This window comes from Ramlibacter ginsenosidimutans, assembly GCF_016654015.1.
GTDB lineage: Bacteria > Pseudomonadota > Gammaproteobacteria > Burkholderiales > Burkholderiaceae_C > Ramlibacter > Ramlibacter ginsenosidimutans.
Genome location: NZ_JAEPWM010000002.1, coordinates 265804 through 281252, shown reverse-complemented (window position 1 = coordinate 281252; position 15449 = coordinate 265804). Strand labels below are relative to the sequence as shown.

Annotated in this window: 10 protein-coding genes and 1 tRNA gene; 6 read left to right on the top strand and 5 right to left on the bottom strand. The window is 68.6% G+C overall.

Annotation, left to right across the window (positions count from 1 at the left end; all coding sequences use genetic code 11):
• Positions 1-2: 2 nt before the first annotated feature.
• Positions 3-920, top strand: a complete 918-nt coding sequence (locus tag JJB11_RS07240) for a 4-hydroxyphenylpyruvate dioxygenase (RefSeq protein ID WP_201167768.1) — start codon at positions 3-5, stop codon at positions 918-920.
• On the top strand, positions 917-1822 hold the full coding sequence (locus JJB11_RS07235) for a sugar phosphate isomerase/epimerase family protein (RefSeq protein WP_201167765.1): 906 nt from the start codon (positions 917-919) through the stop codon (positions 1820-1822). The genes JJB11_RS07240 and JJB11_RS07235 overlap by 4 nt, the downstream gene beginning before the upstream one ends.
• 18 nt (positions 1823-1840) lie before the next feature.
• On the opposite strand, the gene JJB11_RS07230 is transcribed toward JJB11_RS07235, so the two are convergent.
• Positions 1841-2548: a glutathione S-transferase N-terminal domain-containing protein gene (locus tag JJB11_RS07230; protein WP_201167762.1), complete on the bottom strand. Its 708-nt coding sequence runs from the start codon at positions 2546-2548 to the stop codon at positions 1841-1843.
• A 177-nt stretch (positions 2549-2725) separates the two neighbouring features.
• Here JJB11_RS07230 and JJB11_RS07225 point away from each other — a divergent pair, with 177 nt between their 5' ends.
• Entirely contained in the window at positions 2726-3067 is a 342-nt protein-coding gene (locus JJB11_RS07225) for a hypothetical protein (RefSeq protein WP_201167759.1), read from the top strand.
• Between the two features lie 113 nt (positions 3068-3180).
• Here the strand turns inward: JJB11_RS07225 and JJB11_RS07220 are convergent.
• Both JJB11_RS07220 and JJB11_RS07215 read right to left on the bottom strand, forming a co-directional pair.
• Positions 3181-3257: transfer RNA gene (locus tag JJB11_RS07220), tRNA-Met, on the bottom strand.
• A 53-nt stretch (positions 3258-3310) separates the two neighbouring features.
• Positions 3311-4399, bottom strand: coding sequence for a porin (locus tag JJB11_RS07215; RefSeq protein WP_201167756.1), 1089 nt, complete (start codon positions 4397-4399; stop codon positions 3311-3313).
• Positions 4400-4619: 220 nt separating this feature from the next.
• On the opposite strand from JJB11_RS07215, the gene JJB11_RS07210 reads away from it, so the two are divergent.
• The 3 genes from JJB11_RS07210 to JJB11_RS25940 are packed head-to-tail and all read left to right on the top strand — an operon-like array spanning position 4620 to position 11909.
• Complete coding sequence (locus JJB11_RS07210; RefSeq protein WP_201167754.1) at positions 4620-8720, top strand: AAA family ATPase; 4101 nt, start codon at positions 4620-4622, stop codon at positions 8718-8720.
• 40 nt (positions 8721-8760) lie between these two features.
• Complete coding sequence (locus JJB11_RS07205; protein ID WP_201167752.1) at positions 8761-10488, top strand: cytochrome P450 family protein; 1728 nt, start codon at positions 8761-8763, stop codon at positions 10486-10488.
• Entirely contained in the window at positions 10485-11909 is a 1425-nt protein-coding gene (locus JJB11_RS25940) for a hypothetical protein (RefSeq protein WP_201167751.1), read from the top strand. The genes JJB11_RS07205 and JJB11_RS25940 overlap by 4 nt, the downstream gene beginning before the upstream one ends.
• 2058 nt (positions 11910-13967) lie before the next feature.
• On the opposite strand, the gene JJB11_RS07190 is transcribed toward JJB11_RS25940, so the two are convergent.
• Positions 13968-14636, bottom strand: coding sequence for an NAD(P)H-dependent oxidoreductase (locus JJB11_RS07190; RefSeq protein ID WP_201167747.1), 669 nt, complete (start codon positions 14634-14636; stop codon positions 13968-13970).
• 11 nt (positions 14637-14647) lie between these two features.
• The gene (locus JJB11_RS07185) at positions 14648-15370 is read right to left on the bottom strand and encodes an SDR family oxidoreductase (RefSeq protein WP_201167745.1); all 723 of its coding nucleotides are present in this window, start codon (positions 15368-15370) and stop codon (positions 14648-14650) included.
• Between the last annotated feature and the right edge of the window lie 79 nt (positions 15371-15449).

Genomic DNA, 15449 nt, shown 5'->3' with positions numbered 1-15449 from the left:
CCATGAGCGACTTCCTCCTGCAACCCGAACACGCGCGCGAGCCCCTGCAGGATTCGTTCAGCGACGAAGACAACCCGGTCGGCCTCGACGGCATCGAGTTCGTCGAATACGCCACCTCCAAGCCGCAGGCGCTGGGCCAGGTGCTGGAGATGATGGGCTTCCGCCCCGTCGCGCGGCATCGCTCGCGCGAAGTGCTGCTGTACCGGCAGGGCGGCATCAACATCGTGGTGAACGCGCATCCGCGCGATGCGCAGGGCGCAACGCACGGGGACGCGGCACCCGCGATCAGCGCAGTGGCCCTGCGCGTGCGCGATGCGCGCGCGGCCTACCGCTACGTGCTGGAGCACGGCGGCTGGGAAGTGCCCACGCACCCGGAAGCGATGGAACTGAACATTCCCGCCATCCATGGCGTGGGCGGCAGCCGCATCTACTTCGTGGACCGGTACCGGGAGTTCTCGATCTACGACGTGGACTTCATTCCCATCCCCGGCGTGGACCGCAATCCCCCCGCGGTGGCCGGCATGCACTTCTTCGGCATCGTGCAGTACATCGGCGCCGACCGCATCTACGACTGGCTCGAGTTCTACCGCGAGCTCTTCGGCATCCAGGCGATCCCGGACGAGCAGCGCTTCGGCATCATGCCCGCGGGCAAGCTGCTGCGCGCGCCCGCGCTGCAGCCGGCCAACCGATTCATGCTGCAGGTGATCGAGCCGGAAGCGGATTCCCTGGACACGAGCGAACGCCTGCAGCGCATCGGCCTGGGCGTGCCGGACGTGCTCGCGGCCGTGCGCGAGCTGCGCGCGCTGGGCATGGAGTTCGTCGAGAACGCCGCGGCCCACACCGAGCGGCGCGGGGCGATCACCAGGACCTACCTCGGCAGCGTGGTGTTCGAGCTCGTTCACAGCGAGCAGCAGCCATGAACCACGCGCGCAGCCTGCACCAGGCGATCCGCGCCTTCGGCATGGACACGATCACGCTGGCCGGCCCGCTCGAGGCGAAGCTGGAGGCGATGCACGAGGCCGGCTTCCGCCAGGTCATGCTCAAGGCCAATGACCTCGTGGGGCATCCGCAGGGCTGGCAGGCCGCGGTGAAGGCGGTGCACGCGAGCGGACTGCGCGGCACCGGCTTCCAGGTGCTGCGCGACTTCGAGGGCCTGTCGGGTCACCTGCACCAGTACAAGGTGGACATCGCCAAGACCATGCTGGAGATGTGCGCGGCGCTCGGGTGCAAGGTGCTGCTGGCCTGCTCGTCGACTTCGGCGCACGCCAGCCAGGACCTCGATCACATCGCGCGCGACCTGCGCAAGCTGGCGATGCTGGCCGTCCCCTTCGGCATCAGGATCGCGTACGAAGGGCTGTCCTGGGGCCGCACGGTCAACGAGTTCACCACCGCCTGGGACGTGGTGTGCCGCGCCGATTGTCCCAACCTGGGCATCGGCATGGATTCCTTCCACATCCTCGCGGCGAAGACCTCGCTGGACGCCATCGACGACCTCGACCCCGCGAAGATCTTTCTCGTGCAGCTCTCGGACTTCATGTGGCAGGAGACGCGCACCTTCGAGGAACGCATGGCCACCGCGCGCACCTTCCGCGTGTTCCCGGGCGAAGGCGTGCACACGCAGGAGCTCGTGCAACTGGTGCTCAAGCTCGACGCCCTCGGCTATGCCGGCGACTACAGCTTCGAGGTGTTCAACGACGACTACGTGCAGATGCCCCTGCCCATGGTGGCGCAGCGTGCGCTGCGCTCCGCCATGTGGCTGGGCGAGGACGTGTTGCGCCGCTCGGTGCCGCTGCCGGGCCAGCTGCGCCTGCGCCAGCCCTAGCGGCCCGGGCGCGCCCGGTCAGCCTTCGCGCTTCGGGATGTCCAGGCCGCGCTGCACCGCGGGCCGCGCGACGAAGGCGTCGAGCACGCGCTGCACTTGCGGGAAGGCGTCGAAGCCGACCAGGTCGCGCGCGCCGTAGAAACCCACCAGGTTGCGCACCCAGGGGAAGATCGCGATGTCCGCGATGCCGTACTCGTCCCCGAGCATCCACTGCCTGCCCTTCAGGTGCTGCTCGAGCACGCCCAGCAGCCGCTTCGATTCGGCCACGTAGCGGTCGCGCGGCCGCTTGTCCTCGTAGTCCTTGCCGGCGAACTTGTGGAAGAACCCGAGCTGGCCGAACATGGGCCCGATGCCCCCCATCTGGAACATGAGCCACTGCAAGGCCTGGTAGCGGCCGGCCACGTCCTTCGGCATCAGCTGCCCGGTCTTGTCGGCGAGGTAGACCAGGATGGCGCCGGACTCGAACAGCGCCAGCGGCTTGCCACCGGGCCCGTTCGGGTCCAGGATGGCCGGGATCTTGTTGTTCGGATTGAGGGACAGGAATTCCGGCGTGAGCTGGTCGTTCCTGTCGAAGGCGACCTTGTGCACCTCGTAGGGCAAGCCGGTCTCCTCCAGCGCGATGGAAACCTTGACGCCGTTGGGCGTCGGCAGCGAATACAGCTGCAGGCGCTCCGGGAACGCCGCGGGCCACTTCCGGGTGACGGGGAATGCGGACAGATCGCTCATGGGTCGTGCGTGGGTGGAAGGCCGGCCAGTGTGCCTGCTCCGGCCCGTGCGCGCAGGGCTCCGGAACAACCCACCCCTCCCTTTAGGCCAATTGTCTGAGTGGGGCGGCTCGCCGACCATGCCCGCACTGGACTCGGCCGGCCAGTCTGTCTCCCGGCCTCATCATTGGAGAAACCCATGAAGAAATTCATCCTGACGCTGACAGCCGCCGCCTTTGCCCTGTTCGGCAGCCTGGCCTATGCACAGACGCACGGCACCAGCGAGGACATGGCCGCGCCGAGCAAGAAGGCGACGAAGGAAGAGAAGGAATCGGCCAAGGCCACCCGCCGCGCCACGAGCAAGGAAATGTCCAAGAAGGACGAAGGCCGCGCCGACGACAAGCCGGAAGCCGCCGGCCCGAAGGTCAAGGTGTCGAAGGACGAAAAGGCCAAGGCCAAGGCCAAGCGCAAGGAAACCGGTACGCAGGCCACCAAGGAAGGCTCCGGCCGGCTGGACGACGAAGGCGGCCAGAAGAAGTGAGCGTCAGTCCCTGACCGCTAGACGCTCAGCGGCCTCATGGGCCGCTTTTCTTTTCATTCGCGTCGCGCCCCAAAGAAAAAGACCCGCCGGGTGTTCCCGGCGGGTCTTCGTATTGGTTGCGCGGGCAAGATTTGAACTTGCGACCTTTGGGTTATGAGCCCAACGAGCTACCAGGCTGCTCCACCGCGCGTCAGAAGGGAGATCATAACCGATCCGGCGCACTTGCGCGCGCGGGAAAGCGCCTCAGAAGCTGTGCTTCAGGCCGAGGTCGAAGCCGTCGGAGTTCTTGCCCGGACCGGTGAGCGAACCATTGAGGCCCACTGCCGCCGAACCGTGGTTCTGCACGTGCGCATAGGTGCCATAGGCCGCCGTCCTCTTGGACAGGTTGTAGACGTAGCCCACGGCCAGCTTCTGGGTCCGCGGGTCACCCACGTCGTCGGTCTTGTATGAAGAGTACGAGATCTTCAGCTGGTCGACACGGATCGGGATCACCGCACCGAGGATGTAGCCCGTGCCCTTGAGGGTGCTCGTGCGCTCCACCTCGTCCTCGAACCATCCCGCCATGAGGTTGGCCCAGCCGAAGTTCCAGTGGCCGCCGATGTTCCACGCCTTGTTGTCGCCGGTGGTGGCGGTCTGCGCGTACTTGGTCAGGCCGTAGGCCCCGGCCACGCCCCACACCTTGTTGGCGTACCCGAGCCGCGCCTGCCACCCGTTGCCGTCGCTGCCCGACGTGTTCTCGCCCATGTAGTACTGCGCTTCGCCGAAGAATCCGCCGAGCGCCGCGGCCGGCAGGAAGTAGCCGATCATGTTCGAGGCCCGCGTCTCGGTGACACCGATGATCGAGATCGCATACGGCAGCGACGCGCCAACGCCGTTGGTGGTGAAGGGGTCCGTCTGGTCGCGGTTGCGGAAGGTCGCCACATAGTCGCGACCGAGGCGGATCTCGCCCCAGGTCCCCATCAGGCTGGCAGTGGCCCGCCGGCCGAACGTGAGGGCGCCGCTGCTGGTGGCCCCGGACGGCTGGTTGTTAGTGTTGCTGCCCGAACCCGTGCCGTCGTCGACGTTCAGGCCCGACTCGAGCCAGAAGCCGGCACCGAGGCCGCCGCCCAGGTCCTCCACGCCCCGGAAGCCCAGACGCGAGACGGTGTTGGCGCCGCTCACCAGGCGGCTGAGATTGTTCTCGCTGCCGTGGCCATACGCCACCGCGAGGTCCACCACCCCGAACAGCGTGACACTGCTGCTGGTGACCTCGCCCGCGCCGGTGCCTGCGACTTGCGCGCCCGCTCCGCCCGCGCAGCCCAGGACAGCCAGGGCCATCAAGCATTTCTTCATCTTGGTTCTCCTGCATCGGAGCGCGCGCCGGCACCGTGCCCGCGCCACGCTCACGGCCACAGTACGCCGACGAGCATGCGCAGCCTATCGGCCCTTGGTCCAAGTGGGACGAACCCAGGCCGCTTCGCCGCGAGCCGCATCCCTCGATTGGTTGTTGACAGCGGGGCGACGCGCGCGAACCATACGCCCGTCGACATCGCTCGCCCCACTCCCACGCGCCATGGATACGCCAGCATCCACTCCCAGCAGTGAGGGCGCGGCCATTCACCTGACGCTCCTGGCGCAGCGCGACGGCCTGGCCGCCGTGCTCACCGATCTCGGCCTGCTGGCCCGCATGGAGACGCTGCAGCTCGACGCGGCAGAACTCGCCCGGATCCGGCGCGCCCTCGACGGCGGCGCGACGCCCGAGGTGCCCGTTCCGACGCTGCTGCTGAGCAAGCTGCTGCCCGAAGGGATCGTGCGCTTGCTGCGCGAGCTCCCCGGCGGCTGCCTGAACCTGCAGCTCGATCCGTCCCTGGCCTGGGTGCCCTGGGAGCTGCTGTGGGATGGAAAGGACTGGCTGGGCGAGAAGTTCCAGGTCTGCCGGCGCATCACTGCGGAGCCCGCCCGTGTGCGTGCCACGGATCGGCCGCTCGACCGCGGCGTGCTGAAGGTTCTGGTGGTCGAGGGCTGCGATGACGAGGCGGACGCGGCCGCCGCGCCGTTGAGTGCATCGCTGCGCAGCCTGGGCGGTCTCGCCGTCAGCGTGGTGCAGGCGAGCGACCTGCCCAGGCCGGAGCTGCTGCGGCTCATCGGTTCCCACGCGGTCGTGCACTACGTGGGGCCGGTGGATGGCCGGCCAGCCGCGGGCGGATCCGTGCTCTGGTGGCGACAGGACGAACCGCTGGACCTGAGCGCGATCGCGTCGCTCGCTTCGCCTCCGCGCCTGCTCATCTCGCAGGCGCAGGCACCGACGCAAGCGCTTGCCGCGGCCGCGAACGCCGCCGTCGCAGTGGCTGCTTGCAGGCTCGGGCTCAACCTGCTCACCTGCCACGCCGCGCGCGGCGCACGGCCCCACGGCTTCCTGCGCGACGTGTACACGGCCTTCCTGCGCGGCGCCACCGCGGCCGAAGCCGTGCGCGCTTCGCGCGCCTCGTTCCGCCAGCAGGACGGCGCTGCCGCGCTGGCACTGCTGCGGCCGGAGCTCCACGGCGACGGCAGTTTCGTGCTGAACGAAGTGCGCGCGCCCGTCGACAACGTCCGGCAGGTGACGATCGTCTCCATCGACCTCGCCGGCTCCACACGGCTGATGGGCAAGCTGGGGGCGGAGCGGTACAGCGAGCTGCTCGCGCAGTACCACGAGCGCTGTGACGAGATCCTGCGCTCGCGCGGAGGCAGTCCCGACGACTTCCAGGGCGACGACGGGGCGATGTGCTACTTCGGCACGCCGGTCGCACGCGAAGACGCAGCGGCCCAGGCCCTGCATGCCAGTCTCGAGCTCGTGGACGCGGTGCAGGCGCTCGGCCTGGGCATCCGCATCGGCGTGTGCACAGGCCAGGTCGTGGTGCGGGAGGGACAGCCGGTGGGCCCCGCGATCCACCTCGCGGCGCGCTTGCAGTCGGTTGCAACGCCCGGCACGGTGGTGGTCGGCGAATCCACGCGCCGCATCGTCAAGGAGCGCTTCCAGTTCGAGCCGCTGGAAGACGGCATCCTGCTGAAGGGATTCGACGGGCCCCAGGTCTGCCACCGGCTGCTCGGAGCCGCGCCGCTGGCCGCCGAGCAGGCCGACACCGGTCGCTTGCCGACGGTGACGCCCTTCGTGGGCCGGCGCAACGAACTGCAGGCGTTGCAGGAACACTGGGCGGCAGCGCAGCAAGGGTCCTTGCGCATCGCACGGGTGCTGGGCGAAGCCGGCATCGGCAAGTCGCGGCTGGTACGCGAGTTCAAGCAGATTCTCGTCAACGGCGGCCACGTGGTGTTCGAAGCCCGCTGTTCGCCGGAACACGCGAACAGCGCGTTCCATCCCTTGATCCAGGCCTTGCGCAAGGAGCTTTGGCTGGGCGCCGGCCAGGATCCCGAAGCCATGCTCGCGCGCCTGCGCGCGATGGTCACGAGAACCGGGGAACTGGAGGACGGAGCCACGGCGCTGCTCGCCGACCTTCTCTCGCTGCCCGTTGCCGCTCCGCACCCGATCCTGGAGCAAAGCGCCGAGCGCCGGCGGCAGCTCACGGTCGACCTGCTCGTGGCCTTGGCCTTGCAGGTCGTGCGAGGGCGCCCCGGCTGCATGATCGTGGAAGACATCCACTGGCTCGACCCCTCGACGGCGGAGTTCCTCGACCGCCTGACGTTCGCGGCACGGGAGATGCCGGTGCTCGTGTGTGTCACCGCGCGCACGGACGCGGAGTTGCGCTGGCGCCCGCGCTTTGCCGTGTACGAGACCGAATTGCGCGGCCTGTCCGCCGAACTGTCGCGAGCGATGGTGCTGAGTGCATGCGGCCGCCAACGGCTGCCGCCGGAGCTGCTTCAATTGATCGCCGCCCGTTCGGACGGCGTGCCGTTGTTCCTGGAGGAATCCACCCGCATGGCGCTGGACCTGAGCACGGGACAGGAGCCGTCCGATCTCGCCACCATGCCGGTCCCGAGCACGGTGCTGGACCTCCTGACGGCACGGCTCGACCGGCTGGGTCCCGGCAAGGAACTGGCGCAGGTGGGCGGCACCATCGGCCGGGAGTTTCCGCTCGCCTTGCTGCGCGCCGTGCTGCAGCACCCCGCCTCTCCGCTCGAGCCGCAGGACCTCACCGAACGACTCGCCGAGCTCGTGCGCGCCGGCATGCTCGTCGCCAGAGAGGACGAGGCGGGCCCCCGGTTCGCCTTCCGCCACCAGTTGATGCGGGACGCCGCCTATGGCTCGCTGCTGGAACGCGACCGCGTGCGCCTGCACAAGGTGATCGCGAACGTGCTCTCCGAAAGTTTCTCCGGCCTGGCGCAACGGCACCCCGAGCTGCTGGCCTACCACTACACCGAGGCCGGGATGGACGCGCAGGCGCTGCGCCAGTGGGAGACGGCTGCGCGCCAGGCCGCCGCACGCTCGGCGCACGCCGAGGCCATCAGCCATGTGGGCAATGCGCTGGCGGTGCTGCAGCGCATGCCGAAGGACCAGGACCTGTTGCGGCTCGAGCTGCGCCTGCAGCTGCTGCTGGCGGGGCCGCTGATCGCGACGCGGGGCTATGGCGCGGACCGTGTCGAACGTGCGTATGCGAGAGCCAGGGAGCTGGCGGCCTTGCTTGGCGACGAAGGCGCGGTGATGCGGGTGCTGCTCGGGCTGGAGGCCTACCACTTCATGCGCGCGAACTTCGAGAAGGCGCGCGCGCATGCGGTGGAAGCGGCGGCGCGCGCCGAGGTCGGCGGCGCTGCGATCCATCGCATCCAGACCCAGTGGGCGCTGGCGAACATCCGCATGCACCAGGGCGACATGCTGCGGGCCGTGCAGGAGATGGATGCCTGTCGCGCCGCCTACATGCGCCTCGCGCACCGGCCCGAAGCGGTGCAGGACCCGGGCGTGATGTGCCTGTGCTACTCCGCATGGTCGCTGTGGCAGCTCGGCTTGCCGGACGAAGCCCGCAGGCGCGTGATGGAAGTCGTGGCCCATGCCGAAAGCATCCGGCACCAGTTCAGCCTCGGCGAGGCCTACGGGTTCCGTGCCGCCGTGCTGCATTTCCGTGGAGAAAACCGCGAAGCCCTGGTCTCGGCCGAACGCGCGGTGCAGATCTGCGAGGAGAACGGCTTCACCGTGTGGCTCGCGCACGCGCGCATCATGCGTGGGCGCATCGCCGCGGAACTGGGCGATGTCGCTGCGGGCGTGGACGAGATGCGGCAAGGCTACGAAGCGTGGACGGCCTCGGGCGCCGTGGTCACCACGCCCTTCTACCTGGCCATGCGCGCCGAAGGCCACGCGCTCGACCATCGCCCCGAAGATGGCCTGGCGCTGCTGGAACAGGCGCTGGCGATCGTCAACCGCACGGGCGAGCGCTACTACGAGGCCGAAGTGCATCGGCTGATCGGCCGCCTCACCCTGCAGAGTGCCGCGCGCGCCGGCCTGGACCGCCGCGCCGAGGCCGAGACCTGGATGCAGCAGGCGCTGCAGTGCGCACGCTCGCGCGAGCTCGGCTCGCTCGCACTGCGCGCTGCCATCGACCTGGCGGACCTCTGGCAACGCGAAGGCCGCGGCGAACAGGCGCGCGCCCTGCTCGCGGAGGCCTGCACCGCGATCGAGGGCGGCGAGGGCACCCGCGACATCACCGCCGCGCGGGAACGCATGAAGGTGGGCGCGACGACAAGCTAGCTGGACGCGGGCGGCGCACCGCCGTGGAGGAGAGCGAAGAATGGCGAAGAAGTCCAGGCTCCAGTGGATCGAGGACGAGCGCAACCCGCTGGCGCAGAACCGGATGCTGTTCCGGTCGCTGCGGCACGACGTGCGACGCGCGGCGCTGTACCGCGACCTCGCGGCGCGTGGATTCCCCGCGCTTGCGTTCAAGAGCGTGCTGCGCATGCGCAGCAACGCGAGCTGGCCGAGCGAGACCGTGTACCTGCTGACGGCCCGGCAGGACATCGCGCTCGCGCTGCAGCAGGGCAGCGTCAAGCCCTATTCCGAGCTCGATAGCGGCGGCAGGTTCATGCTGGGCGTGGACGCGCCTGCCGCGCATCGCGACCAACGCGAGAAAGCGGAAAAGGCGCTCGCGTTCCCACCAGCGCAGATCAATGCCTGCGTCCAGGAAGCGCTGGCGCGGACCATGGTGCTGGCGGAACGGCTGGGAGAGTTCGACCTGGTGCGCGACGTGGCGGAACAGGCCGCCCTGCGACTGATGTCGATCCTCTTCGGCATGCCAGCAAAAGCCTATTACGTCCTCGAGCAGGGCATGCAAGCGGCGTACACGCGGCTGACCTTCCAGATCATCGGCCGGCATTTCGTGGAGAACGACGGCCTGCCGCCACCGGATTCTCGGGCCACCGCGGAAGGGAAGAAGCGGGTGGAACAGGTCGCCCTGGATGCGGCACAGGGCAAGGACTTTCCCGAATTCTGGGATGAGCACGTGCACGTCGGGAACGCCAGCGGGGCGCTGGCGAAGTCCTTCCCCGGTGACCCGGAGATGCAGAAGATCGTCATCCTCGGCCTGATCGCGGGGACCGCCGGCAATGTGGCGTCGGCAGTAGCGAACACGATGGACTGGTTCTTTCGGCAAATGTGGCAAGGAGAGCTGCTCATCGACCGGGCGGGCCGGGCCGCCAGGCGTGACGACGGGGCGGAACTGGACGGACTGGTCGACCTCGCCCTTTCGATGCGCCCGCCGGCGCCATTTCTCACCCGGGTGACGCGTTCCCCGATGAGAGTGACGGGAATCGACGGCGAGCTGGAACCCGGAACGACACTGCTGCTCGCCCTGGGCGCGGACGTGCCCTGCGACTGGTCCCTGGTCTTCGGGGGAGACCTCTCGGGGCCGCCCTACATGCACAGCTGCATCGGCCGCCACCTCGCGTTGCCACTGGTTCGCGAAACCGTTCGCCAGGTGTTGCGGCTGCCCGGGCTCGCCCGTGTGATCGATCCCGCCACGGGCCGGCCCAAGCCGCTGGTGAAGCAATGGGGAGCTGGCTGCCTCTCCTTTCCCCTGCGTTATGCGCGCGCTCGGCGCATGAACCAGCAGCCCTTGTTCCTGTCCCTGAAGATCAAGGAGCCGGTCGCCCAGAACGCCCTGATCCTGAAGGAGCTGACGCGCGTGGGCGCGCCGGTCGTCGAGCGCGCCCTGGCCGAAGCGAACAACGTGCACTTCGCGTGGTTCGGCCTCATCAAGGGGGACACGCACCTGTTCATGTACACCGTGTACGACGGCGACTTCGATGCCTACGTCGAACACTTCGCGATGAAGGTGCCGCTGTTCAACGAGCAGTTCCGTTTCCTCGAGGGCGCGCCGCCCACGCCCGTGCGCGACCATCCCCGGGAGTTCGTCGAGTTCCTCCGCAAGAACAACAACGCTCCGCTGGGCGGCTATTTCTACAGCGCCTATCCCGGCGCCGGCGTGGCGGACATCCAGAACGCAGGGCTGGGCCAGACATGAGCGCCGCACCCACCGACACCGAACTGGAGCACGAGGCGCAAGGCCTGCCTCTCACCGGATACGGTGCACGCTATGCGGCGATGCGCAACCTGGTGCTGACGGTGACGAAGCCGGGCGAAGCGCGCAAGTTCCTCGAGAAGCTCCACGCGTCGGACTGGCTGGACTTCGGCGGCAAGAAGACGGGTTGGCCCGAGGTGGCAGGGGTCAACATCGGCTTCACCTGCGAAGGACTGCGCGTGCTCGGGGCGCCGAACAGGATCCTCGACCTGTTCAGGAAGAAGTCTCCCGCGTTCGCGGAAGGAGCACCGTTGCGCGGGGCGCGCTACCTGGGTGACGCCGGCGTGAGCGCGGTCGAACGGTGGAAGAGCGTGTTCCAGCTTCACGCCGCGCACGTGTGGATCGCCATCAATGCAGCCGACGCGCAGGCCCTGGAGCGCGCGACGAGCAGCCTGCGCGACCTGGAGGGCGCATCCGGGCTCGCCGGCTGGGGCAGCCGCGATGCCGTGCCGGACGGCGAGCAGCTCTTCGAGGGCGGTGACAGGGAGAAGCGCTTCGTGCACTTCGGTTTCCGCGACAACCTCACCCAGCCGAGCATCTTCGCGCCCGACGGGAAACTGCCGACGGAGCGGGGCGTGGCGCTGCCAGCCGGAGACCTTCTGCTCGGTTATCCGAACAGCCAGGAGGCGAATGTCTGGGCCGCCGATGGAACCATGCGCGAGCTCGAGGAGTTCGTTCGCAACGGAACCTTCGGCGTCCTGCGCCAGATCGAGCAGGACGAAGCGGCGTTCAACGACTTCCTGGCCGCGCAGTGCAAGGAGTGGAACGGCCGGACCGGCTACTGGTTCGTGACACCCGACTACTTGAAAGCGAAGCTCTGTGGCCGCTGGCCCGGCGGCGCGCCGATCCAGCCGGAGGACCTTGAGGAGCCAGCGGACTGGAGCCCCGGTGGTCCGGATTTCGACTTCACCCAGGACAAGGATGGCTTCGGCTGCCCCTTCGGCGCCCACATCCGCCGGGCCAACCCGCGCAAGGATCCGCTGATGCCGCCGGTGCAACGCCCGCTGTTCCGCCGCAGCATCCCCTACGGACCGCGCTACCAGGCGGGGACGGAGAGCGCCGAGCGCGGACTGATCGGCGTCTTCTTCTGCGCACACATCGACGAACAGTTCGAGCTGCTCGTCTCGGAATGGCTGGAGAAGAACCCGCTGGGACCGAAGAACACCGGGCGCGCGAAGGACCCGCTCTCCGCACATCACGACGGGGCGGACGCGGCGTTCCACATCCCCCTGCAGCGCGCCGCGCCGATCGTGCTGAAAGGCTTTCGGGACTTCGTGCACACACGCGGCACCCTCTATGCGCTGTTCCCGAGCCGAAGCGCACTGCAGGCCATCGCTGGTGGTGGATCGTGGAGGACGCCATGACCGAGACAGGGGAGCAGGAAGCGGCCGCTGGCGCGGACGGCGCGAACGCCGCAGGCGCGCCGGGCGACTGGATGGACGCGCCGGCCGACCGCTTCTGCGACGTCGTGATGGAGGGCGGCGTCACCAGCGGCATCATCTACGCGTCGGCGGTCGTCGAACTCGCACGCCAGTACCGGTTCCAGAGCATCGGCGGCAGTTCCATCGGCGCTTTCGCCGCCGCCCTCGCGGCGGCCGCGGAGTACCGGCGGCGTCACGGCAGCGGCGAAGGTTTCAAGGAGCTCGACGCACTGCCCGAGAAGCTCGCCGCCGTGCGCAAGGGGCGAACCCAGCTCGAGCGACTATTCCAGCCGCAGCCCGGCACCCGCAGGCTGTTCCAGATTTTCCTCTCCACGCTGAACAACAAGAGCGGCGTGCGGTACGCGGCTGCGGGATTGCGGGAAGCGGTCCACCAGTACCGTCGTCGCGTGATCCTGCTGGCGGTCGTCCTGCTCGCGATCGTGCTGGTCGGCCCGTTGCTCTCGGTGCTCGAATGCGCGCGTTCGTGGGCCGGGCCGGGTTCGCCGGCCTGGCCGGCCTGGCTGAATTGGTTCACCTGCTCCTTCACGGGGCTGTCCTGGATCGCCGCCGCACTGCTGGCGGTGGGGATTGCCGTGGTGGGCGGCGTGCTCTCCGGCGTCGTCCAGGACTTCACGCGCAGTGTCGTTCCCAACGGCTTCGGCTTGTGCCGGGGCTGGGATCCGGACAAACCGAAGTCGCTGGATCTTGCCGCCTTCCTCCATGTGTCGATCCAGAAGGTGGCCGGCCGCGACCCATCCAGCGATCAACCCCTCACCTTCCGCGATCTCTGGAACGCGCCCGGCTCGCCGGGCCAGATGCTGGGCTTCCAGAGAACGGACCAGCGCGCACGGTCCATCAACCTCGAGGTGTATTCGAGCAACCTCTCGCAAGGGCGCCCGTACCGCTTCCCGCTGGACGAAGAGGAGGACATGGGGCGGCTCTTCTTTCGGACAGAGGAACTGGAGCGGTATTTCCCGGCGGAACTCGTGCGCTACCTGGCCGCCGTTTCCACGCCGTACGCGCCGCGCAGCAGCCTGGATCCGCCGGCGGGCGGCGATTACGCGGACCTGCTGGAACTGCCCATCGAGGACATGCCCATCGTCGTGGCCGCGCGCCTGGCCATGAGCTTTCCGCTCCTGATCTCCGCGGTGCCTTTGCACGCGGTCGACCACTCACGGCGCAGCATCGAGCGATGCTGGATGTCCGATGGCGGACTCTGTTCCAACTTCCCCATCCACCTGTTCGACAGCTTCCTGCCGATGTGGCCGACGTTCGGCATTTCGCTCAACACGCGCGACCGGGGCTCGGCGCGCCACGTCTGGCTTCCGAGGTTCCACACCAGCGGGCGCGGCGACCGCTGGGACCACGCGCCGGAGGAATCCACATGGCGGCTCTTTGCCTTCCTGGTGAGTATCTGGAAGACCACCTGGCACTGGAATGACAGCACGATGATGCGCATGCCCGGCGTGCGCGACCGGGTGGTTCGCATCTATCTCGATCCCGGAGAAGGCGGCGTCAACATCAGGATGAGCGCGGAGAAGATCCGGCGGCTCGGCGAGAAGTACGGCAAGCCCGCAGCCGAAGACTTCATCCGCAAGTTCGTCGATCACCAAGCCAGGGGCTGGCGGGAGCATCGCTGGGTCCGGTTCAACACCCTGCTGGTCGCGCTGCGCGACCGGATGGAGAATTTCGGGAAGGCAGTCGATCTCGACCGGCATACGGAACCGCTAGTCCCCCAGATCCGGGATGCGGAGAAGGAAGCTCCGCTGCGGCGGGATCCCAACCACGTGAAGCCGTGGCCTTCGGAAATCCCCCTCAATGCGAAGCAGGTCCGGGAACTGCTCACGCTCGTTGCCGCGCTGCGCCAGTTGGAGCGTGCGTTCGACGATGCCGGCGACACCCGCCCCTATCGCGCCGTGCCACGACCCAGCCTGCGCATCCGCCATCCGACCTGAAGCCCGCGAGGGACTTTCCCGGTCTTCCCAGCAACGAGCATTCCTTTCAATAGGTCCCGACCTCGATCGGCTGTTCGCGCTCGATGGCGCGCAGCCGCCGCGCCCAGGCATCGAGCCACGCTTTGCGCTGGGCAGCGTCGACGCGCGCAGCACCGAAGTGCACCTGCGGCGCCAGCACCGAGTAACCCTCGAACGCCAGCATGCCACGCTGGATGGGCCGCAGGATCGCGTCGAGGTCGCCGTTGAAGCCGCCGCGCTCGTACGCGGGCTGCGGGCCGCCGGTAGTCAGCGACAGCAGGGCGCGCCGGCCGCGGAACTTGCCCGTTTCGTAGATGTGGCCGCCGCCGTAGGTCCGGCCCATCGCGAACACGCGGTCCACCCAGCCTTTGAGGATCGCGGGCAGGCCGAACCACCAGAGCGGGAACTGCCAGATCATCAGGTCGGCGGCTTCCATCTTTGCGAGCTCCGCCTCCACCTCGGGAGCGAAGCCGGCGTGCTCGCTGGCATGCAGTTCCTCCGCCTGCAGCTTCAGGTAGTCCGGGTCGTGCACGGTCGTGAAGTTGCGCCGGCTGGAAACCGGATCGAAGCCCATGCGATAGAGGTCGCTGGTGGCCACCTCGTGGCCGGCACCGCGCAGGGTGTCGACGGCCGTGTCGAACAGCGCGCCGTTGAAGCTGCGGGGCTCGGGATGGGCGAGGACGATGAAGATCTTCATGCCTGGCCGACTCACAAGGGCATCCGCGCGCCGCCGTCGATGTCGAGCAGCACGCCGGTGGCGAAGGTGTTCGCAAGCAGCAGTTCGACCGCGGCGGCGATGTCTTCGCTGCGGCCCACGCGGCCCACCGGCAGCGATTTGGCAGCGCCGGCGAACATGCCGGCCTTGGCCTCTGCCGGCATGCCGTCGTACGCCGGCGTGTCGACGAGGCCGGGCGAAATCACGTTCACGCGCAGCGGCGCCAGTTCGCGCGCCAGCGTCTGGGCCATTTGCGTGATGCCGCCGTTGATGGCCGCCAAGCCGGCGGTGCCATTCATGGCGACCCGGGACGCAGCGCCCGTGAGCATCACCACGGAGCCGTCCTTGCGCAGGATAGGCAACGCCGCTTGCAGCGATTGCCAGTAGCCGAGCAGCTTGGTGTCGAAGGCACGGCGCAGCGCCTCAGGCGTGGTGTGGGCGAAGGGGCCCCAGGCCGCCGTTCCGCCAGCGGCGAGCACCAGGTGATCCAGGCGGCCGACGCGGGCCATCAGGGCCGCCAGCGATTTCGGATCGGTGCAGTCGGCCGCGATGCCGGCCGCCTTGCCCCCCAGCGACTGGACGGCCGCCTGCAGGCGCGCCGCGTCGCGGCCGGCAATGAAGACGTCGGCGCCGGCGCGGACCAGTTGCTGGGCGCTGGCCAGGCCCATGCCGCTGGAGCCGCCAATGATGAGGATGCGTTGTTGTGCGAGTGACATGAAGGCCTCTGATGCGAAGTGGATGGGATGCAGGAAGTGTGGGTGCGCGTGATCAATTCGTAAAATGGATGCTCGTTAT